Origin of the sequence: Fictibacillus sp. KU28468 (genome assembly GCF_026153615.1) — a bacterium.
Taxonomy (GTDB): domain Bacteria; phylum Bacillota; class Bacilli; order Bacillales; family Fictibacillaceae; genus Fictibacillus_C; species Fictibacillus_C marinisediminis.
Genome location: NZ_CP110666.1, coordinates 2,336,558 through 2,355,923, shown reverse-complemented (window position 1 = coordinate 2,355,923; position 19,366 = coordinate 2,336,558). Strand labels below are relative to the sequence as shown.

Below are 19,366 nucleotides of genomic sequence, written 5' to 3'. Positions count from 1 at the left end.
TTGATGACAGGTTACAGGGTAATATAAATTTAACGCTACGATAAAGGTGGATGGCATGATGAATGAGACACAGCAAAAAATTATTCAGGACCTCGGAGTAAAACCTGAAATTAATCCGCGGGAAGAAATTCAGGACCGTGTAGGATTCATGAAAGAGTATTTAAAAAAGAACGGTCTGCACGGCTTTGTTCTAGGCATCAGCGGAGGCCAGGATTCATCGCTCGCCGGGAAACTTGCACAGCTGGCAATCAACGAATTAAAAGAAGAAACCAACGATCAAAACTATCAGTTCATTGCAGTACGGCTGCCGTACGGAGTACAAAAAGATGAAGAAGATGCACAGCGAGCATTAAAATTTATCCAGCCAGATAAAACCCTTACCATCAATATTAAGGGAGCGGTCGATGCTTCTGCCCAAGCATTTCATAATGCAACCGGCGGGAAAATAACAGATTTCCTAAAAGGCAACATTAAAGCGAGAGAGCGTATGAAGGTTCAATATGATATCGCTGCAGCAAATAAATCTCTTGTTATAGGAACCGACCATGCAGCTGAGGCTATTACGGGCTTCTTTACAAAGTATGGGGACGGAGCCTGTGACCTTGTTCCGCTCACAGGCCTTAGCAAAAGGCAAGGTAAGGCTTTATTGAAAGAGCTAGGGGCAGACGAAAAACTTTATTTGAAAGTACCTACGGCAGATTTGGAAGACGACAAGCCGCTCGTACCGGATGAAACCGCTCTTGGAATTACTTATGAAGAACTGGATGATTACTTGGAAGGCAAAGAAGTATCACCTGAATCGAAAGAAAAAATTGAACACCGGTATATGATTACTGAGCACAAGCGCCGTTTGCCTGCAGCTCCTGATGATACTTGGTGGAAATAAAGTGAAACTCATTAAAAGCAGACAAATGTCTGCTTTTTTTCATGGAAAAGATGATGTATACTTATTTTGGAATGATGTGAGAAAGGAAGCAAACTGTGAGTAAAAAAGCAAAAATTGTATTTGTAATCAGTACACTTGTTTTTGTTATTGTATTATTTTCCTCCATACAAAGGGAAAATACCCGAAAAGAGAACTTAAAAGCAATGGGCGATTATTTCAACAAAAAGTTTGAGTTAGATGAAGATCTGAAAAGCCAATACGATAATAAATTTAAAGTTAAAGTAGGGAAAGAACGCTATATCGTCACATTGAAAAACAAAAAAGTGGTTTCAGCAAAGAAGGAGTCCTAAACACAAGAAGATTGCCAAAATAAAGGCAATCTTTTTTTGAGGAAAAAATGATTTAGAAGGTTTAAAACATTTCAAGTTTTCCGGCAACTAATTTGACAGGATATGGTATTTTTCGTATAGTTAGAAAGCTGATGTACCAAAGCTTTAATCATAAAAGTCGAAAAGAAGGAGGGTGAACATGCGTTTTAAAGATTTTCACCCCAATATTAAAATCCGGATTGTTGAATCACTGCTCTCAGGATCCATAGGAGCCATGATCTATCCTTTTATGGCTATTTATTTAGCAGAAAGAGTTGGTGAATCCCTAACCGGCATATTGTTAATTATCAATATAGCGGTTGGATTCCTCGTTGGATTTTACGGCGGTTATTACGCCGACACCATTGGCCGTAAGAAAATCATGGCCATTGCAGAGACGTTAAGATTTGCTAGTGTACTGATTATGGCAGCAGCAAATGGCCCATGGGTACATTCGGAAATGGCCGCTGCTTACATAACAATAGCCATGATGATGGTTAACAGCATCTGCTGGGGACTGGCAGGCCCTGCGGCAAGTGCGATGCTGATTGATGTGAGCACTCCAGAGAACCGAAAATTCATGTATGGTATTACCTATTGGACAAATAATCTTTCAATTGCTCTTGGGGGTTTGGCAGGAGGCTACTTGTTTAAAGATTATCTTTTTGAATTGCTTGTCGGCCTAACCATTGTTTCCATGGTATCCGTTATTCTTGTCGTATTTTTTATCAAGGAAACCTATGTTCCTGTGAAGAAGACAGTAAAGAAAAGTGTACTGGCTGATATTTTATCCAGCTATAGAATCGTTTTTAAAGATACAACTTTCATTTTGTTTATTGTTGCTTATTTATTGGTCTTATCTCTTGAATTTCATTTATCAAACTATGTTTCTGTCCGCTTAAGCCAAGATATGCCTGTTCAGAAATTTTTCAACTTCTCAGTAGATGGCTTCAACATGCTGGGAATTCTGAGAACAGAAAACACATTGCTTGTCGTAGTTCTTGCTGTTCTTGTCAGCAAGATCATTTCGCGTTTCAAAGACAAACGTGTTTTCTTTCTGGGACTTGCTTTGTATACTGTGGGTTACTTAACCATTTCCTACAGCAATCATGGCTTGATTCTGCTTACAGTGATGGTCATCGCTACGGTTGGAGAATTGATGTTTGTTTCAATTGAACAGTCCTATCTTGCCGACATTCCTCCCGATGATCTCCGCAGTTCTTACATGGCGGTGAGCGGAATGGTATACCGGGGAGCAATGACCATTGCCGCAGTCAGCATTACACTCGGCCATTTTATCCCTCGAATGGGTATGACCTTTATATTCATGTTAATGGCTTGTACAGGAATTGCCATTTTTATTAAAGTGCTGCCTTCTCTGGAGGAAAAACGCACGAAGCAAAAACAAACAGCCTAATCAATAACCCTTCAGCCTGCAGGGCTGAGGGTTTTTTCATGCACGGTTAATAACAATGGAAAGTTTATAATTAACATGTTCGTTTAACTTAACCAGAAATTGATCGAATATTTCATTTTATGGAAACCTGCAATCCAAAAGGCAGCAGCCATCTCCGCTTATTTTGAAGTTATTCATGACAAAATCCTTTTGCGCATCCAAAAACTTGGTAAGGAATCGTTTCTTTAGGGTAGATAAACAGCCCGCTGCTGTCATATAATCGATTACGAGGTGATATCTAAATGGAAACTCAGTATGTATTGTATGGAGACCAAATTATTAAGAGAGATCAAGCATCTATTGATATGGAAGACAGAGGCTATAATTTCGGTGATGGAATTTATGAAGTGGTTTATATTTATGGCGGAAAACCATTTTCAATGGAAGAGCATTTCAAGCGATTTGCCGAAAGTGCAGCCAAGCTTGAAATGAAGCTGCCTTACACACTCGAAACGATTATAGATCTGACAGTTAAACTGATTGAAGCCAACAAGATTCATAATGGAATAGTATACATACAGATGACAAGAGGAGCATCTCCAAGGAATCATTTATATGAGCGGGACTCAGCCTGCCTAATCACAGGCTTTGCAAGAAAAATGGATCCACCCGTCCAAGCTCAGGAGAATGGGGTAAAAACCTATCTTACAGAAGATATGCGCTGGCTGAGGTGTGACATAAAGAGCTTGAACTTGCTGGGCAACACGATGGCCAAGAGAAAAGCGGCAGACCATGGATGCCACGAAGCGCTCCAGCATCGGGAAGGGACATGTACAGAAGGGTCATCTTCTAACCTGTTTATCGTGAAAAACGGAACATTGTATACGCATCCGGCTACAAACCTGATCCTTAACGGCATTACTCGCCAGCATATTTTAACGATTGCAAACGAAGAGAATTTTGACGTCACTGAACAGGCATTTACTACGGATGACCTCCTCGAGGCAGATGAAGTTTTCATCTCAAGCACAACGATGGAGATTGCCCCTGTCATTGCAGTGACGGGAGACAAAAAAGGGACCTATCCGATTGGTCCGATTACTCGTCTTCTTCAGAAGAAACTTAAAGAAAAAATAAACCAGCCGACTGTTCTAAATTAAAGGGGTATTTGTTTGAAAGCTATTGCGAAATATTTTATCAATGGAATTTTGACTGCACTGCCTATTATTTTGGTTTTTTATGTTCTCGTAAAGGTATTTGATTTTCTAGACAGCATCCTTGGCGATACCTTGAAAAATTATATGAAGAATGATTATATTCCGGGAATCGGCATACTTGCGACAATTGTTCTTTTAACCATATTAGGATGGCTCTCGTCTCAATATATCAGTGGGCGGTTCATATCATTACTGGATTCGGCTTTAGAAAGGATCCCGCTCGTCAAAACTCTCTATTCTGTCATTAAAGATACTTTTCAGTCCTTACTGGGGGAGAAACGATCGTTTTCTACAGTCGTACTGGTTGAAATGCCTGAAAATGGTTTGAAAAGCATCGGCTTTATTACGACTGACAATCCAGAGGTTCTTTCAGAGGCATTTATGGGACATGTGGCGGTTTATATTCCGCAAACGTTTCAGATTGCCGGTTTTACCTTTTTGGTTCCAAGAGCCAACATTACTGTTTTGGACGTTAAACCTGAAGATGCCATGAAATTTATTCTTTCGGGAGGAGTAGCGTCCAAATAAGAGAAACTTGCTTTTGTTGAACCTTCAAGAACGGTCTTCCTGCCGCGCTTGAGGGTTTATTTTTTATTTCCGCCACATACCTTCTTAAGAAGAGAATTCTTAAGGAGACATCAAATGAACATGAATAGAAGGTACTTCACTCATACAAAAGCTGTTATCATTCCTTCAGGATTCTTTGTTCGCATCCTTCGCAGCTTTATTCCTTCTGAAAGATCTATTGTCTGGGCAATCCCTCAGCAAGACCGAAAATGGATCACGGACAGAATGAACAAAGCGAGTTCTGAAAGTGGACTCTCTTTTTATTACGGCAACGAAAAAAGCTTGATCAGCCTCATTAAAGAAAAGACGCAATTACATAATCGAAACAATATCACAAAACCATCCCGAGGTTCATTGGGCATTGCTTGCGCACATGGTGTCCAGGAATGCCTGATATCAGATGACGGATTTAAAGGGAGAATTTCTGACAAGGCTCCTGAATGATGAGCAGCGCTTTCCAATCTATTGGGCATTACAGACAGCGAACAGCCTCATCTTTCAAGATGTATACCCGCAGCTTCTCTTGTATGAGGAAAGCAAACGTGCCAGAAGAAGTCTTTTTCATTTGCTGCCAGGGATTGAAACCTCCGCCTTCATCCGATTTGGGAACATTTTTGGCACAGCCAAGAGAGCCGGATCCTTATCATGGCTCTTATTATTAATGAGCAAAATTTTATTGATGATCGGGTGGTTCATAATAACAACCATGCCAAACTTGCTGGCATACGGGTCACCAGATTTAACGATCTAGCCAGCAGGATAGAAGCAGGCAAACACCTATACCGGCAGCTTTTTCATGAAAGGCTGCAACCTTGTATATTGCGATTTGCGGACCAACAGCCCCAAATTGCTTAACGCCTGGAATACTTTTTTACTGATTCTCCAGTGAAGGGAGATTGGTTTAACGGTAAGGACGTGCCTGAACAATTCAATTTCTTATTTAAAACAAAACCTGCATTCAAAGAAAGAGAATATTGGACCGATCTACATCAACTGGAGGGTGCAGTGCTGGCTAAACAATTTTTATTCTAAAACAAGCAAAAGAGAACTCAGTTAGGAAAGAGCTCTCTTTTTAACGAAGATTATTTAAAAAGGGAGATGATGGATCCTAATTGCTGCATCATTCCCATGGCAGAGTTTATTCCATTGATTGTTTTACCCCAGCTGAATGGACTGCCTTGATTGCCGGGGTTCTGGAATGGCTGCTGGTTAAATGGGAATTGCTGTCCGCCGGGAAACCCGCCGTTCCCGAATGGAAACAGGTTGGGAAACATGGCATTGGCTGCTTGATTGTTATTTTGTTTATTCAACTTTCCGTTCCCACCCTGACCACCAAGAAAAGGGTTATAGGGATAGGGTGGGCGAGGAGGGAGCATATGATGATTCATATAGGGATTAGGTGGCGGAGGATACGGAGGATAGGCAGTCATATAAGGATTCGGTTTTGATGCATAATGCTGGCTCCCTGATGGAGGAGAAGCAGGAAGCGGCGGACGGGGAGGAGAATGTTCAATCAGTTCCGGATGATGGGACACCGATTCTTTATGGAACGGATCATAGCCTCCATATGGAAAATAACGCAATGTACCATTATTCTTCCTTTGGTTATACAAATTTTTCACCTCGAATTTTTTCCTTATATGTATATGCTTATTTAAGAAAAGGGTATAGACAAGGGTCTTTATTTCATAAAATAAAGCTTTTCATTCAAAAAAAGCTTCCGGGAAATGATCCCGAAAGCTTTTTATTATACGAATAAATTTAAAATTTGATAGATAATGGCAGCTAATACCGCTGAGATCGGCAATGTAATGATCCATGTTAGGACAATTCGCCGAGCAACTCCCCATTTAACTCCTTTAACACGCTTAGCAGAACCTACACCCATGATTGCAGATGAAATAACATGAGTCGTACTGACAGGCAGTTTTAAAGCCGTAAACGTGAAGATAATCAGGGCAGATGATAAATCAGCTGCAGCTCCATTTACCGGTTGAAGTTTCATGATCTTTCCACCGACGGTCTTGATGATCTTCCAGCCGCCCACGGATGTTCCGATACCCATTGAAAGAGCTGCGGCAAACCTTACCCACATTGGGATGCCTTCTGTGGTATGGTATCCACCGGCAATCAAGGCCAGGGTAATGATCCCCATCGCTTTTTGTGCATCGTTCGTTCCGTGTGAGAAAGACTGAAGAGCGGCAGTGAAAATTTGAAAGGTACGGAAGCCTTTATTTGTTTTTGTTTTATTAAAGTTTTTAAAGATCGCCGCAAATAGAGTCATGATGATAAAACCGACAGCTAAAGCAACAAACGGTGAAATAATTAAAGCTTGAATGATTTTTAGAAACCCATCGTAGTTGAGGACCCCGAATCCTGCTGCAGAAATAGCAGCACCAGCAATCGATCCGATAATAGCATGAGATGAACTTGATGGAATCCCGTAATACCAGGTAATCAGGTTCCAGGCGATACCGGCGATAAGGGCCGACAATACAATGAGCAGTCCTATTTTTTCATCATGAAACTGAAAAGGATCGACAATATCTTTACTTACACTTTTGGCTACGCCTGTAAAGGTCAATGCACCAATAAGGTTCATTGTAGCGGCAAGTGCGATGGCTACCTTAGGAGGCAGCGCTTTTGTTGACACTGAGGTCGCAATCGCATTGGCTGTATCGTGGAAACCGTTGATAAAATCAAAGGCCAATGCGAAGATAACGACTAAAACGATAAGAAAAAATAACGTATCCATAGCCAATCACTCCTTAGGCGTTACGCATGATGATGGTTTCAAGAGTATCGGCAACATCTTCAGTGCTGTCGGAAATAGCCTCAAGAAGCTCATAAAGCTCTTTATATTGCATGATTTTAATCGGGTCCTTTTCGACGCTGAATAAGTTTTTGATGCTTGTACGAAGCAGGTCATCAACTACAGATTCAAGATCGTTCAGCTTAATCGCATGCGGACGGATTTCCATAAGTTTTTTCTTGTGCAATAATTTAGCGGATTCAGCAACCTCGTAAGTTGCTTCTAGAATATGGCCGGCAAATTGAACCATGTATGGGTCTGGTGTTGTGATGTTGTACATTTCAAATCTCGAAGCACATTGTTCCATGCCGTCCAGAATGTCGTCCATTTTATTGGCAAGCTCTAAAATGTCTTCACGTTCTAGGGGAGTAATAAAGGTCTTGTTCAAACCGATAATCAACTCGTGGATAAATTTATCGCCCTTGTTTTCATATGCCTTCATTTTTCTTGCAAATTCTTTTAAATCATCATCGGATTTGATTTTAAAATCCACAAAGTATTGTGCGGAGTCGCGGACGTTATCTGCGATGCTGGTTAGTAAGTCCAAAAACAAATCCTTTTTCGATGAAAATATCATGTACAAAAACCTCCGTTTGTTAAGAAAAAGTAAATTTCCCCTAAATTTTTTGCTAACCCAAACAAATCGTATTATAACTTTTATGATTCTAAAGTTAAACAGCTTTTTTTGAATTGAAATAAAACATTTACAAAAGCTTTACAATTCAGTTCTTCCCTTATAGAGTATACCCCCTATGACATAAAAAAAGCAGCTTTCAGCTGCCGATCATTCATATGTAATGACCGGGATGAAAAAATTAGATCCTTCAGCATCGTTCACGCTATGCATGTTCGCTGATATTCTGTGGTACATCCCGTTATCAACTAAAATATAACATTCACTTAAAAAAATTGGCAAGAATTTTATCTCTTCTCATTTTTTGTACCTTTTCCACTGTAAGTTCATATTTATAAAGTAACTGAGAGTGAAAGGTGCGGAGAAGGATGGGCTTATCTTGGAAAGTAAATTCTCATTATACCGCCTTAGGAGATTCCATTTCTGTGGGAATCGGCTCATCCAAGGAATGGGGAAGCTTCGTCCAGCGGTATACTGTTCTCTTAGAGCATACTCTCTTCAAGACATATCATCTTTCAAATTACGCTAAAAATGGCTTTACAACACTCGATGTACTTTCTTCGATTGAGGAGCCGAAGATCAGAAAAGCCCTCATGAATTCAGAAATCATTACCATCACTGCAGGCGGAAATGACTTGATCAGGGCTGGGAAAAAATATCTTTTAAAAAAGGAAGAAGTGGAATTTCATCAAACGTTAAAAGAGTGCCAAAGGAATATGTCTGCCATTTTAAGGAACATTATTGAAATGAAAGAGAAGGGGAAAAAGAATTACATTATCCGCTTAACGAATATATACAATCCTTACCACAAGTGGGATCTTGCTTATAAATGGGTAAACTTATTCAATGCTTATATCCAGACGTTCCAGAACTACCCCAACGTAAGGGTCGCAGATATTTACTCCTTATTCGTAAGACGAGAAAAAGAATTGTTGTCATGGGACAGTATCCATCCTAACAACCTCGGCCATAAAATGATAGCTCAAGCAGTCTACGACACGGGTATTGGCCCGTTAAGCCCTCACTTTGACTGAAAATATTTTCTGAAAACATGACTTAATGCATTCAGTGGCCAAATTCGGCTGTAACTGTGATACAGAACATAAAAAAATCCTGGCAGGGCGGATCCCGTTGGGTAATTTAACGCGGATGCATCATGATAGGAAGAAAGCAAATAATTTACTCCATTAGCAATAGCGGTTGTTGGCTGCGGACTTATCGAAGTGAGAGCATCAATGGCCCATGCAGTTTGGACAACCGTTCCATAACCCAAAGGTACATACCTCTTCGCCTCATCACTATAACATGATTCACCCCAGCTCCCATCCGTATTTTGAATAGACTCAAGCCACCTCGCAGCTTTTTTAAGACATATATCTCTGTTTACCGGTATTCCAACAGATGCAAGCCCTGTTACAGCCGCCCATGTTCCATAGATATAGCAGACACCCCATCGTCCATACCATGATCCATCGGACTCCTGATGGGACTTCAGCCAATTCACGGCACGGCTTACAGCAGGATCCTTTATAGTCAAGGTTGTATAACTGCCTAAAAATTCAAGAACTCTTCCTGTGATATCAGGGTTTGACGGATCAATCAAAGCGTCGGATGCATTTTTAACAGGAAGCAGTCCAAGCCATTCTTTATTTGTATTTTTTTCAAAAGCAGGCCAGCCGCCGTCATCATTCTGCATGGCAAGCAGCCAGGTTATTCCTTTTTGCCAAGAGTGAAAGGAAAGGGGAGAGAAAGCAGCCTGTATTGAAATGGAGCGTAAAGCTGCCTGTGTATCATCCGTATCGGGATGGATGGAATTGGTCTCAGAGAAACCCCAACCACCGGGAGCGGTTTCTTTACAATGAACCTGCCAGTCGCCTTTTTTGGTGTGCTGCTGTTCGAGCAGAAAGTGAACCCCTTTTTGTATGTGATGATTTGCAGGTGGGATGCCGGCTTCGATTAAGGAATAGAGAAGAAGTGAGGTGTCCCATACAGCAGATGGTGAATTTTGAACAAAAAAATGAGTGCCATTATTACATAAAAGAGAAATAATCCCTTGAATGGCATGAAGAATGATTTGTGAATGTTTCGGATAGCCAAGGGAAAGCAAACCATAAATCATATAGAACGTTGAAGAGGCGTAACTAAGCAGGGTTCCGTCTTTTTCAATTCTGTCCAGCATGTACCGTTCCAATTTTTTATGAACAGAATCAGAGGGCTCCTCTAAGCCGCTAAAAAAACGAATTACCGAATCATTTTCAAGTTCCGGCCAATAGTATTCATGATTCCGATTACCCGTTAAAGCAGAGAGCTGCTGGCTGCAAGGATGAAATACAAAAAAATCATTTCTCATGGCAGCTATCATTGGTACGAAATGAGCTCTCGCATAGCTGCTCATATCGTAGAACTGGATAGGAGATAAGGATGGGGAATCGATTAACAAACCGGGATCAAAGGGGATACTGGGCCAAGGTATAATGCCATTTACAGACAGAAAAGCGCGCGTTAAAAAACTTGCCTTTTTTAATCCGCCCTGATGGAGAATAAATTCCTTGGCCATTTTCATCCGTGGACTGTCAATATTGAGATATCCAGCGTAACAGAGTGCAACATACGCTTCAATCGTAACAGAAAGATTGCCTTCTTTCTCATCAGGGTATACTTTCCATGTTCCGTCCAATTCTTGTTTTGAAAGAATGCGCTCAGCCAATTTTCGTTTTAATGGCTTATCATTCCACTCCCATAATACAAGAAGGACAAGCAGATAGGCATCTGTTGTAACCGGATTTTCAAAACAAAATCTAAACGAGCCATCTGCCTGCTGTAAAGATAGCAGATCATGGCAGCGCCGTTCAACCTCATTTCTGATTTTATCCAAATCGAGCATTGGGGTTACACCCTTCCCGGATGACTAGAGTAAGAAATCAATACATCACATCTCCAATCTATATGAAGCAGGTGAGGGCAATTATGAATAATGAACAAAACACAGCGTTCTGCAAGCTGTTAAAAGAACATCTGGAACGTCTTCAAGATCCGGCTGAATCACTTCAATCCGGGGGCTCATCAATGAGATGTTCCGGACGTTTATACGTATGAAGACAACAGGACTGGCGACAAAGCAAGACTTCTTTTGGCAGAGTGAGTTGTGGGAAAAAAAAACGAAAGATACAGAAAGAAAACTGGGAGAAAGACTTGCTGCTCTTCGCAGTTCCCGGACCGGTGCGTTATGGATTGAATAATGACAATTACATCGGAACCATTCCGCAGCCGAACGGCTTATATTCAACATGGACAGCGTATACATAACGAAACGGATTCTGCCGCAGATTGAAAGAGGAAGTGAAGGAAACGGAATGGATTCAGAACGAAAAAAATCATGGAGAGAATGGAAAAGGATCTTCCAGATGCTGCATGGAGATCTATGGGGAGGGAACTGGATCACTGGAAAGAATGGGGAACCCGCTCTGATCGATCCCGCCGTTCTTTATGCCATCATGAAGCTTACTTTTTGCCAATTGAAAAAGAATATCAAGACCGTAAAGAACTTTATCAATTGTTTTATCTTCTCGTTCATTTGAATTTATTTGGAGAAACATACGGTCGCCCCATAGATCGAATTCTAAAGAGATATTTATCATAGTTTTTCAAGTTGCTGATCATGAAGGCGGTATAGTAGAAGATAGCCAATGATCGACCCGACAAAAGCAAGGGACATATCCCATTGTGAATCCCAGATATCCCCTTGGATTCCCAGAAAATCTTTGGCAGAATGCCCTTCCGTTTTCGCAACCAGCCACTCGATAATCTCATATCCTGCGGCGAGGGAGAGAATGATGCTTAAACTGAGGAGAATAAGCCAAAAACGGCGAGGGAGGCCGGCCAGCCTGAGCAAAACTTCTCGTACAGGAATAATCGTGAGCCCCTTAAAGAAATGTCCGAACCGATCATAATCATTTCGTTTAAGATGAAAGGTATTCTGAATCCGCTCAAAAAGGGGGACATCATCGTACGTATAGTGGCCACCGATAAACATTAATATGAACACGATGGAAAAAAGGCTGTAGGAAAGAGTTGTAAATTGAAAACGTTTATAAGTAAGCATAAGGATTAGGATTGGAAGGACAGCAGGTGATACTTCAAGAACCCAAGTGAAATAATCAGCCGGGCGGAAAGCAGACCAGATGAAAACAAGCGCAGTAAGCAACAGAATGTACAGATGAATATTTTTTGGATGGTTTATTTCCATGTGTGCTCCTCCTGATCTCCTTTTTATCAGTATGAGGGACACAGCCGGCAGTTATACCTTATCCTAAAATATAAAAAATCGCCCAGGTCGGGCGATTTTTTATTATCATACAGAAACTTTCTCGAATTCTTTGCGGATCTCAGCAGATCGGTCTTTTGCGCTGATGATTGCTTTAGTAAACGCTTGGCCAGCTTCATTTTCCCGCAGAGCATCCAACCCTGCTGCTGTTGTGCCGTTTGGGGATGTAACTTTTTTTCTTAGTGATTCAGGTGATGCATTTGTATCCAGCACCATTTTACTGGCGCCGAAAACCGTTTGTGCTGCAATCTCCCTTGCAAGATCCTCATCCAGTCCTTCAGCCTGAGCTGTTTTTTCAATATGTTCAAGAACATAGTAAATGTAAGCCGGACCGCTTCCTGCTATACCTGTAAACACATCCATCTGTTCTTCTTCAATCACTTTTACCCTGCCGATCGCAGAAAATAATTCTTTTGCGATTTCTATATGCTCCATTGTGACCGATTGTCCACCAGTTACGGCCGTAATCGATTCTCCAATCGTACTGGAAGTGTTAGGCATTACCCGAATAACCGGCTGTTCATCAGGAAGAATTTCTTCCATAAAGCCAGTAGATATCCCCGCGAGAACAGAGAGTACAATTTGATCTGGCTTTAGTTTGGGTTTCAGCTCGATTAATGCTTTTTCTGCATCTTTCGGCTTCATGGCTAAGATGATCAGATCCGCTTCTTGGACCCTTACTTCACTGTAAGGTAAGGCAATCACCTTATATTTTTTCATCAGTTCAATTCGTCGTTCTTCATTTTGTTTATTCGTCATCATGATATTGCTGGGCGGTAATTTATCTTGATTGACCATTCCGGCAGCTATTGCCTCGGCCATGGAACCTGCCCCGATAAAAAGCACCTTTTTAGTTTCTAACATGCAACCTCTCCTTATTGCTGTGCTGAGTTCACTTAAGGTCCTATCTTAACATGTAAAGAAGAGGTTTCAACCCTTTACCGGGACATCGTCCGTTATAGCCAATAATCTCTAAAGAAAGGGAGAATTAAGGAGGCTAAACTGCACAAATTGTAAGAAATTATGGGAAAACCATTTAAATCCCTGGATATGCGGAAATACATTCACCGCTTAGCAGGCTGTGACGGGAGCAAAATGGTTTGCAGCAATTGTCTTTGTTCATCAGGCCACCATGCTCCACAATCTTCTGAGACGATGCAAGCTGCACATTTTTCAAGGTCAAACACTTTCATACCGGAAATTGGGGGAGAGTAGACGTGTAAAGTAATCAGCGGTTCCTTTTCATGAGTACCCATCTTATGAATCATTCCTCTTCCAACGTTTAGGAGCGATCCTTTATTTTCAACCTGTTCTTTCACTGGCACAGGCTGTCCGCCGGGCTGGAGCTTATAGAGTGTGTGGTTTGAAGAGCCAGATAAAATCTGGACCCACCCATATGACTGCCCATGGTCATGAGGAGAGCAATCCAGGGCAGAAGCCCAATGCATAACGAGAATTTCTACGTGATCACTCTTATAAATTAATTTCCTGCCATAGGGTTTGTTTTCTGGATCCCTGATAAAAGGGCCGGCGTCCTTTACACTAGCTTGCAGTTTATGGATAGCATCAAGCAATTCCTGTGAGGTAGGTTGAACGAGCGGAGTGAAGAGTTTTTCAATCTTAGTAAGGAATAGCAAGTTATCATCCTCCTGCCGAATTAAATGGGGTTATCTATAGTATATTGGAGCCACTTATCGCTCATGTGCTCTGAAGGAAAATCGGTCAATGGTCACAAAAAATATCATATATCCGAAACATAACTCCTAGGGGCTTCGTTAGTTCGCAACAACAAAAGGGTGATCAGAAATCGTCCTTTTACTTTTGACGAAAACACAAAGATCCAGGAGGTATAAATTTATGTTTAAAAAGATTGGTTTAATTACGGGAATAACAGCCATTGGGCTATCTATAGCAGGAGGAACAAATGCAAGTGCACATACGGTAAAGGAAGGGGATACTCTTTGGAAGCTTGGTCAGTCTTATAACGTATCTTATGAAAGTATCAAAAAAGACAACAATTTAGACGGAAATATGATAAGACCTGGCCAGCAATTAAACATACCGGCAGTTAAAGGGGTAAGTGAACATCAAGTGAAAGCATCTTCAGAAGATAAAAGACTTCTCGCTTCTCTTGTCGAAGCCGAAGCAATGGGTGAAAGTTTTGAAGGTAAAGCTGCAGTTGCTGCTGTTGTCTTGAACCGAGTAAAGGCTGATAGCTTTCCGGATACGATCAAAGGGGTTATCTACGACAAAGGGCAGTTTCAGCCTGTCATGGAAAACAAACTGAAAAAGCCTTCACCTTCATCAGAAAAAGCTGTTGATAAAGCATTATCCGGTTATGACAATACGAATGGATCGCTGTTTTTCTATAATAAAACGACAGCGGTAAGCCGTTGGCTCGATACAAAGCCTGTCAATATAGTAATCGGCAACCATACATTCAGCAAGTAAATTAAAGCCTCAGGCCATAGAAAGAAAGGTCTGAGGCTTTATTATCGTTCACTTGAGCTCTTTATGCTAAGACCCGATGATTCGATTTTTTGGCTGTTCCGGGCAATGAGAACATCACAAGTGGCATGCCTAGTGATATATTGTGAAACACTGCCGATAAAAATGCGTTCCATAGCGTTTAACCCGGTTGCACCGCAGACAATTAAATCTGCTTCATGCATGGAAGCAAAAGAAAGGATTTCTGTTTTTGGAGTTCCGTAATTGGATAAGGTTTTAACATGTTTTAATCCATGTTTCCTTGCCATTTCATCATAATCTTCAAGAAGGGATTCACTGAAACTCTTATCACGGCTCAACTCGATGTTAACTGCACCTGCGTCTAATGGAGCAGTAGGGATTTTTTCCTCAGAAATATGAACAATTAGCAATTGCGCATGATATTCTTTCGTAATTTCTATAGCTCTGTAAAAGGCAACCTCCGAAGATTCCGATCCATCCACACCAACAAGGATTTTTTCGTAATAAGGCATAAAAATCACCCCTTTTTTGTAAACTTATATAAATTCATTCCCTATATATAAGAGAGGCAAACATAATCGTAACATTTGTACCCAACCTCCAAATTCCATTTGACAAACCTATAGGAGTAAGGTATTTTTGAACGTATTAAAGTATTTGAAAAATTCATAATTGACTCTTATCAAGAGTGGTGGAGGGACTGGCCCGATGATACCCGGCAACCTGCAGATTATTTCTGAACAGGTGCCAAATCCTGCAAGGCAGAAGGCTTTGAGAGATAAGAGAAGGTCAAGCCCAAGCGGATAATTGCACCTCTCTGAATCTTTTAGAGAGGTGTTTTTTGTTGAATAAATGGGGGGATATCTGTTGGCAAATACACAATTATCTGCTGTAAATGATACGGCAGCAATAGGAGAACTTACGTTAGAGTCTGGAAAAGAGCTGAAAGATGTCCATATCGCATACCAGCGAATCGGCGCAGCAAATGCACCTGCCATTTTCGTATGCCATGCGCTTACAGGTAATCATTATACGTTAAACAGTGAGATGGGAGAAGGCTGGTGGGCAGGTCTTTTGGGAAATGGGCAGTATATTGATTTGGAGAAATACCAGGTGATTACTTCAAATGTATTGGGAGGGTGTGACGGATCAACAGGACCACTCTCGGTCAATCCCGTTACTGGAAGTCCTTACGGAGCTGAATTTCCATTGATAACAATCAGAGACATGGTGCAGGCCCAAAAGAAACTTTTGGACGTACTCGGCTTGGGACGTCTAGAGGCAGTGATCGGCGGATCGTTAGGCGGCATGCAGGTATTAGAGTGGGGACTGATGTATCCTGATTTTATGGAGCGTCTGATCCCGATTGCCGTAACCCCTTTTCTAAGTGATTATGCGATAGGTTTCAATGCAGCGGGAAGAACGGCCATCCTAAGTGATCCCTTATGGAATAATGGACAGTACGGTAAAGAAAATACACCAAGGAAAGGGCTTGGCATTGCTCGGATGATCGGTATGCTCACTTATCGTTCGGGAGCATTGTTCAATCATCGATTTCAGCGAAAACAAACTGAGAATTGGGAAACCATTCATGAGAATGCAGCCTTTTCAGTTGAATCCTATCTTCAATACCAAGCGGATAAATTAGCGGACCGTTTTGATGCCAACAGTTACTTAACACTATTGAAAGCGATGGATACTCACGATATCGGCAGAGAAAGGGGAGGAGTAGTGGCTGCTTCCCAGAGCTATAAGGCTCAAATGCTTTGTGTTGGTTTCACTGGTGATTTGCTCTATCCTTCTGATTTAATGGAACAGTTTGTAAAAGATGTTCAAGCTGCAAATAAAAGAGCAAAATATCTTGAGGTATCCACCATGTTTGGGCATGATGGATTTCTGACAGAATTTGATAAGTGGGGGAACTTGCTCAAGGAATTTATGAGAGAAACAATAAAGACATGAGGATATCATCCTCATGTCTTTATTTATCACTATTCAACAGCTGGTTTTTCAATAACCGCCGTCTGATTAGAAGGCGTATGCTGTTCAGGGCGCTCCCGGCTAATTCTTCCGCCGCCGACGGATAAAGCGACCAAAATACCCGCTCCAATAAAAATCAAGCCTGTTAAAAATACAGTGGTAAAAGAATCACTCCATGCGGTCTGTATAGAATGAATAACGGTATCTTTAATTGTATCAGGCAATTTAAGAAGATCTGGATGGATTAAAATGCTGAACAATGCATCTGTTTTGTCTGCTAACTTTTGAAAGATCCCTTGAAGCATTGGGTTCGTTTGTCCACTCACTACATCTTTCATTTTTGTTTCTAAGGAATGGTTCATCACTACATTTAGAACAGTGATACCAATCGTACCGCCAATTGAACGGAAGAACGTTGATGCAGAAGTAACAGCTCCCAGTTTTGTTTTCGGAAATTCATTTTGAATCGCGATCATTAATGTCGGCATAACAAGACCCATTCCGAATCCCATTATAATCATATAAGCGTATGCTGTAATTTCATTGGAATCAACACCCATCGTGCTCATCAAGTAGAAGCCTACTGCTGTAATGATCATGCCCGCAGTCAATACGGTTCGATAAGGAACTTTCAATAAAAGTCTTCCACCAATAATACTCGCCAGGATGAGAGAAATCATCATCGGTGTCATGGTAGAACCAGCTTGTGTCGGAGTTACACCCAGAATACCCTGCATAAACATCGGAACGAACATGATCGCACCGAACATGCCTAAGCCCAGTAAAAACCCTAGAGCATTTGTTGTGGCAAAAACACGGTTTTTAAACAGTGAAAGATCTAGGACAGGCTCTTTTGCCTTCTTTTCTACAAATCCGAATACGATCAATAGAACGATGGAGAAGCCGAAGATCAATCCGCTTACCAGAGAAACCCATTCAAATTTATCTCCGCCAAACGTCAAACCAAGGAGCAATAAGACGATGGCAGGAATTAGAGTGATGATTCCAAGATAATCGATATTCACTTCTTCTTTTGGCCTTACCAGTTCATTTTTCATTCCAACAAAAATGAGGATGGCAGATAAGAGACCAAAAGGAACATTAATTAAGAAAATCCAGTGCCAGCTGATCGAGTCGACTAAAAATCCACCGATGAACGGACCGATAACAGAGCTTAATCCGAAGATTGCTCCGAATACTCCCTGCCATTTCGCACGCTGTTCCGCTGTGAAAATATCTCCGATAATGGTTTGTGAAAGAGGCATGATCATACCGCCGCCAAGACCCTGCAGCCCGCGGTAGAAAATCAATTGTTCCATAGAATTCGCTGTTGCACATAACCCGGAGCCAATGACGAAAATGACGGTTCCAATCAAATAAAGGGTACGGCGTCCGTATAGATCCGAAAGCTTTCCGACGATCGGAATTATCGTAGTAGATGTAATTAAATAGGCAGTAGTTACCCAGGCAAAAATAGAAAATCCATTTAACTCACCGATAATGGTAGGCATCGCTGTACCAACCACGGTCTGTTCCATTGCGCTGAAAAACATCCCAATAATAAGGCCCAAAAGGACCATATTGCGGTTGATAGGCATTTGTTGTTCAATTTTCATATGAGTGATTTTCTCCATTCTGTTGTTATACTAATTGAATCTTTAAGTGTTAATCTTTGTTATACTCCTTCAACTAGTATTTTTACCATTCGTTTTGATCACCTTCCATGAAATGACCCCCAGTCAAATTCTCAATTTAATTAACCTACTAAACTAAAATCACTAAATCATTATATTACTGATATGACCAGTCAGTCAATCTTATAATTTAAAAAAACGCCCAAAAATTTTTAGGCGTTTTTCCAGTTTTATTTAAGCAAGCAATGACAGGCCGCCGTCCACTATAATGGTTTGCCCTCTAATCATGCTGGCTGCAGGTGTACAGAGGAAATAAACCGTTTCAGCGATATCAACCGGTTCAACAATTCGTCCCGCCGGGTTCTTCTTCTTCGCTTCGTTTAAGAGTTCTTCCCGATTAGGGAAATGCTTCAGTGCATCCGTATCAACAGCTCCGCCAGATACCGCATTGACAACAATTCCTTTAGGCGCAAGTTCAACAGCAAGATAACGGGTGATTGCTTCAACCGAAGCCTTGGATACACCAACGGCTACGTAATTCGGAAGTGCTCTGATTGATCCAAGACTCGATAGAGCAACGATAGCACCTGAACCTTTTTCTGCCATAAGCATCGCTGCTTGCTGGGAGGCAAACAGGTACGCTTTTGCGTTGATGTCCTGAGTCCAATCCCAATGGCTTTCTTCAATTTCCAGCAGGGGCCTTAAAACACCGGAAGCGGCATTGTTTATAAATACATCTAGACGGCCAAAGGTTTCTTTTACTTCCGCAAACAAGGCTTTGATCTGGTCAAGGTCACCGACGTTCGCTTTCACTAAATGGACCTTAATTCCGTATTGAGATTCAAATTCTTGTTTGGTCTCCTCTGCGTCTTTCTTCTTCCTCATGAAATTCAACACGAGATCATATTCTTCGGAGGCAAATTTGGAGGCGATGGCTTTACCGATACCTCTGGTGCCGCCTGTAATTAAAGCTACTTTTCTTGTCAACAAAAACACGTCCTTTATCACATTCTGCATTTAGTACCTGGTCCTAATTCTAATTCGGTTCCCACCGAATGTCAATGCTGCCCTAAACTAAG

20 protein-coding genes, 3 pseudogenes and 1 riboswitch are annotated in these 19,366 nt (G+C 41.3%); of the genes and pseudogenes, 12 read left to right on the top strand and 11 right to left on the bottom strand.

Annotated features, from left to right (window positions below):
• The first annotated feature begins 58 nt into the window (after positions 1-58).
• The 3 genes from nadE to OKX00_RS12160 all read left to right on the top strand — a co-directional run bounded on the left by nadE (position 59) and on the right by OKX00_RS12160 (position 2,671).
• Complete coding sequence (nadE, locus tag OKX00_RS12170; RefSeq protein ID WP_265410531.1) at positions 59-886, top strand: NAD(+) synthase; 828 nt, start codon at positions 59-61, stop codon at positions 884-886.
• Between the two features lie 95 nt (positions 887-981).
• Positions 982-1,236: a hypothetical protein gene (locus OKX00_RS12165; RefSeq protein ID WP_053354312.1), complete on the top strand. Its 255-nt coding sequence runs from the start codon at positions 982-984 to the stop codon at positions 1,234-1,236.
• Positions 1,237-1,414: 178 nt separating this feature from the next.
• Positions 1,415-2,671, top strand: a complete 1,257-nt coding sequence (locus tag OKX00_RS12160) for an MFS transporter (RefSeq protein WP_265407548.1) — start codon at positions 1,415-1,417, stop codon at positions 2,669-2,671.
• A 36-nt stretch (positions 2,672-2,707) separates the two neighbouring features.
• Here the strand turns inward: OKX00_RS12160 and OKX00_RS12155 are convergent.
• Positions 2,708-2,854, bottom strand: a pseudogene (locus tag OKX00_RS12155) (Lrp/AsnC family transcriptional regulator); the annotation flags it as partial.
• A 98-nt stretch (positions 2,855-2,952) separates the two neighbouring features.
• Here OKX00_RS12155 and dat point away from each other — a divergent pair.
• The 4 genes and pseudogenes from dat to OKX00_RS12135 all read left to right on the top strand — a co-directional run.
• A complete protein-coding gene (gene dat / locus OKX00_RS12150; RefSeq protein WP_265407547.1) occupies positions 2,953-3,810 on the top strand; it encodes a D-amino-acid transaminase in 858 nt (285 codons plus the stop codon).
• 12 nt (positions 3,811-3,822) lie between these two features.
• Positions 3,823-4,395 (top strand): DUF502 domain-containing protein, encoded by a 573-nt coding sequence (locus OKX00_RS12145; RefSeq protein WP_265407546.1) that lies wholly within the window; start codon positions 3,823-3,825, stop codon positions 4,393-4,395.
• Between the two features lie 114 nt (positions 4,396-4,509).
• The gene (locus tag OKX00_RS12140) at positions 4,510-4,878 is read left to right on the top strand and encodes a hypothetical protein (protein ID WP_265410619.1); all 369 of its coding nucleotides are present in this window, start codon (positions 4,510-4,512) and stop codon (positions 4,876-4,878) included.
• Positions 4,832-5,185 (top strand): annotated as a pseudogene (locus OKX00_RS12135) (DUF2515 family protein); the annotation flags it as partial. The gene OKX00_RS12140 and the pseudogene OKX00_RS12135, both read left to right, overlap by 47 nt.
• A 331-nt stretch (positions 5,186-5,516) precedes the next feature.
• Here OKX00_RS12135 and OKX00_RS12130 read toward each other — a convergent pair.
• The 3 genes from OKX00_RS12130 to OKX00_RS12120 all read right to left on the bottom strand — a co-directional run bounded on the left by OKX00_RS12130 (position 5,517) and on the right by OKX00_RS12120 (position 7,823).
• Positions 5,517-6,056, bottom strand: a complete 540-nt coding sequence (locus tag OKX00_RS12130; RefSeq protein WP_265407545.1) for a hypothetical protein — start codon at positions 6,054-6,056, stop codon at positions 5,517-5,519.
• Positions 6,057-6,181: 125 nt separating this feature from the next.
• Positions 6,182-7,189: an inorganic phosphate transporter gene (locus OKX00_RS12125; RefSeq protein ID WP_053354304.1), complete on the bottom strand. Its 1,008-nt coding sequence runs from the start codon at positions 7,187-7,189 to the stop codon at positions 6,182-6,184.
• A gap of 13 nt (positions 7,190-7,202) precedes the next feature.
• Positions 7,203-7,823, bottom strand: a complete 621-nt coding sequence (locus OKX00_RS12120) for a DUF47 domain-containing protein (protein WP_265407544.1) — start codon at positions 7,821-7,823, stop codon at positions 7,203-7,205.
• 425 nt (positions 7,824-8,248) lie between these two features.
• Here OKX00_RS12120 and OKX00_RS12115 point away from each other — a divergent pair, with 425 nt between their 5' ends.
• Positions 8,249-8,914 carry a GDSL-type esterase/lipase family protein gene (locus tag OKX00_RS12115; RefSeq protein WP_265407543.1) on the top strand — a complete coding sequence of 222 codons (666 nt, stop codon included), beginning with the start codon at positions 8,249-8,251 and terminating at the stop codon, positions 8,912-8,914.
• Here the strand turns inward: OKX00_RS12115 and OKX00_RS12110 are convergent.
• A complete protein-coding gene (locus OKX00_RS12110) occupies positions 8,902-10,764 on the bottom strand; it encodes a terpene cyclase/mutase family protein (RefSeq protein WP_265407542.1) in 1,863 nt (620 codons plus the stop codon). The two genes, OKX00_RS12115 and OKX00_RS12110, sit on opposite strands and share 13 nt — an antisense overlap.
• An 83-nt stretch (positions 10,765-10,847) precedes the next feature.
• Here OKX00_RS12110 and OKX00_RS12105 point away from each other — a divergent pair, with 83 nt between their 5' ends.
• Both OKX00_RS12105 and OKX00_RS12100 read left to right on the top strand, forming a co-directional pair.
• Positions 10,848-10,976 carry a hypothetical protein gene (locus OKX00_RS12105; protein ID WP_265407541.1) on the top strand — a complete coding sequence of 43 codons (129 nt, stop codon included), beginning with the start codon at positions 10,848-10,850 and terminating at the stop codon, positions 10,974-10,976.
• A 257-nt stretch (positions 10,977-11,233) separates the two neighbouring features.
• Positions 11,234-11,520 (top strand): annotated as a pseudogene (locus tag OKX00_RS12100) (fructosamine kinase family protein).
• Here the strand turns inward: OKX00_RS12100 and OKX00_RS12095 are convergent.
• The 3 genes from OKX00_RS12095 to OKX00_RS12085 all read right to left on the bottom strand — a co-directional run bounded on the left by OKX00_RS12095 (position 11,515) and on the right by OKX00_RS12085 (position 13,841).
• Positions 11,515-12,126 carry a DUF2238 domain-containing protein gene (locus OKX00_RS12095; protein ID WP_265407539.1) on the bottom strand — a complete coding sequence of 204 codons (612 nt, stop codon included), beginning with the start codon at positions 12,124-12,126 and terminating at the stop codon, positions 11,515-11,517. The pseudogene OKX00_RS12100 and the gene OKX00_RS12095 overlap by 6 nt on opposite strands.
• 105 nt (positions 12,127-12,231) lie before the next feature.
• The gene (gene proC / locus OKX00_RS12090) at positions 12,232-13,068 is read right to left on the bottom strand and encodes a pyrroline-5-carboxylate reductase (protein ID WP_265407538.1); all 837 of its coding nucleotides are present in this window, start codon (positions 13,066-13,068) and stop codon (positions 12,232-12,234) included.
• 200 nt (positions 13,069-13,268) lie between these two features.
• Complete coding sequence (locus OKX00_RS12085; RefSeq protein WP_265407537.1) at positions 13,269-13,841, bottom strand: cysteine dioxygenase; 573 nt, start codon at positions 13,839-13,841, stop codon at positions 13,269-13,271.
• A gap of 220 nt (positions 13,842-14,061) precedes the next feature.
• On the opposite strand from OKX00_RS12085, the gene OKX00_RS12080 reads away from it, so the two are divergent.
• The gene (locus OKX00_RS12080; RefSeq protein ID WP_265407536.1) at positions 14,062-14,655 is read left to right on the top strand and encodes a cell wall hydrolase; all 594 of its coding nucleotides are present in this window, start codon (positions 14,062-14,064) and stop codon (positions 14,653-14,655) included.
• Positions 14,656-14,696: 41 nt separating this feature from the next.
• On the opposite strand, the gene OKX00_RS12075 is transcribed toward OKX00_RS12080, so the two are convergent.
• Positions 14,697-15,185, bottom strand: coding sequence for a universal stress protein (locus tag OKX00_RS12075; RefSeq protein ID WP_265407535.1), 489 nt, complete (start codon positions 15,183-15,185; stop codon positions 14,697-14,699).
• Between the two features lie 164 nt (positions 15,186-15,349).
• A riboswitch (SAM riboswitch) is annotated at positions 15,350-15,458 on the top strand.
• An 82-nt stretch (positions 15,459-15,540) separates the two neighbouring features.
• Between OKX00_RS12075 and metX the strand changes: the two genes are divergently transcribed.
• Positions 15,541-16,635: a homoserine O-acetyltransferase MetX gene (gene metX / locus OKX00_RS12070; protein ID WP_265407534.1), complete on the top strand. Its 1,095-nt coding sequence runs from the start codon at positions 15,541-15,543 to the stop codon at positions 16,633-16,635.
• 29 nt (positions 16,636-16,664) lie between these two features.
• Here metX and OKX00_RS12065 read toward each other — a convergent pair whose 3' ends face one another.
• Together OKX00_RS12065 and fabL are read right to left on the bottom strand one after the other, a co-directional pair.
• Positions 16,665-18,269 (bottom strand): MDR family MFS transporter, encoded by a 1,605-nt coding sequence (locus tag OKX00_RS12065; RefSeq protein WP_265407533.1) that lies wholly within the window; start codon positions 18,267-18,269, stop codon positions 16,665-16,667.
• A 252-nt stretch (positions 18,270-18,521) separates the two neighbouring features.
• Entirely contained in the window at positions 18,522-19,274 is a 753-nt protein-coding gene (fabL, locus tag OKX00_RS12060; protein WP_231689113.1) for an enoyl-[acyl-carrier-protein] reductase FabL, read from the bottom strand.
• Positions 19,275-19,366: the final 92 nt, after the last annotated feature.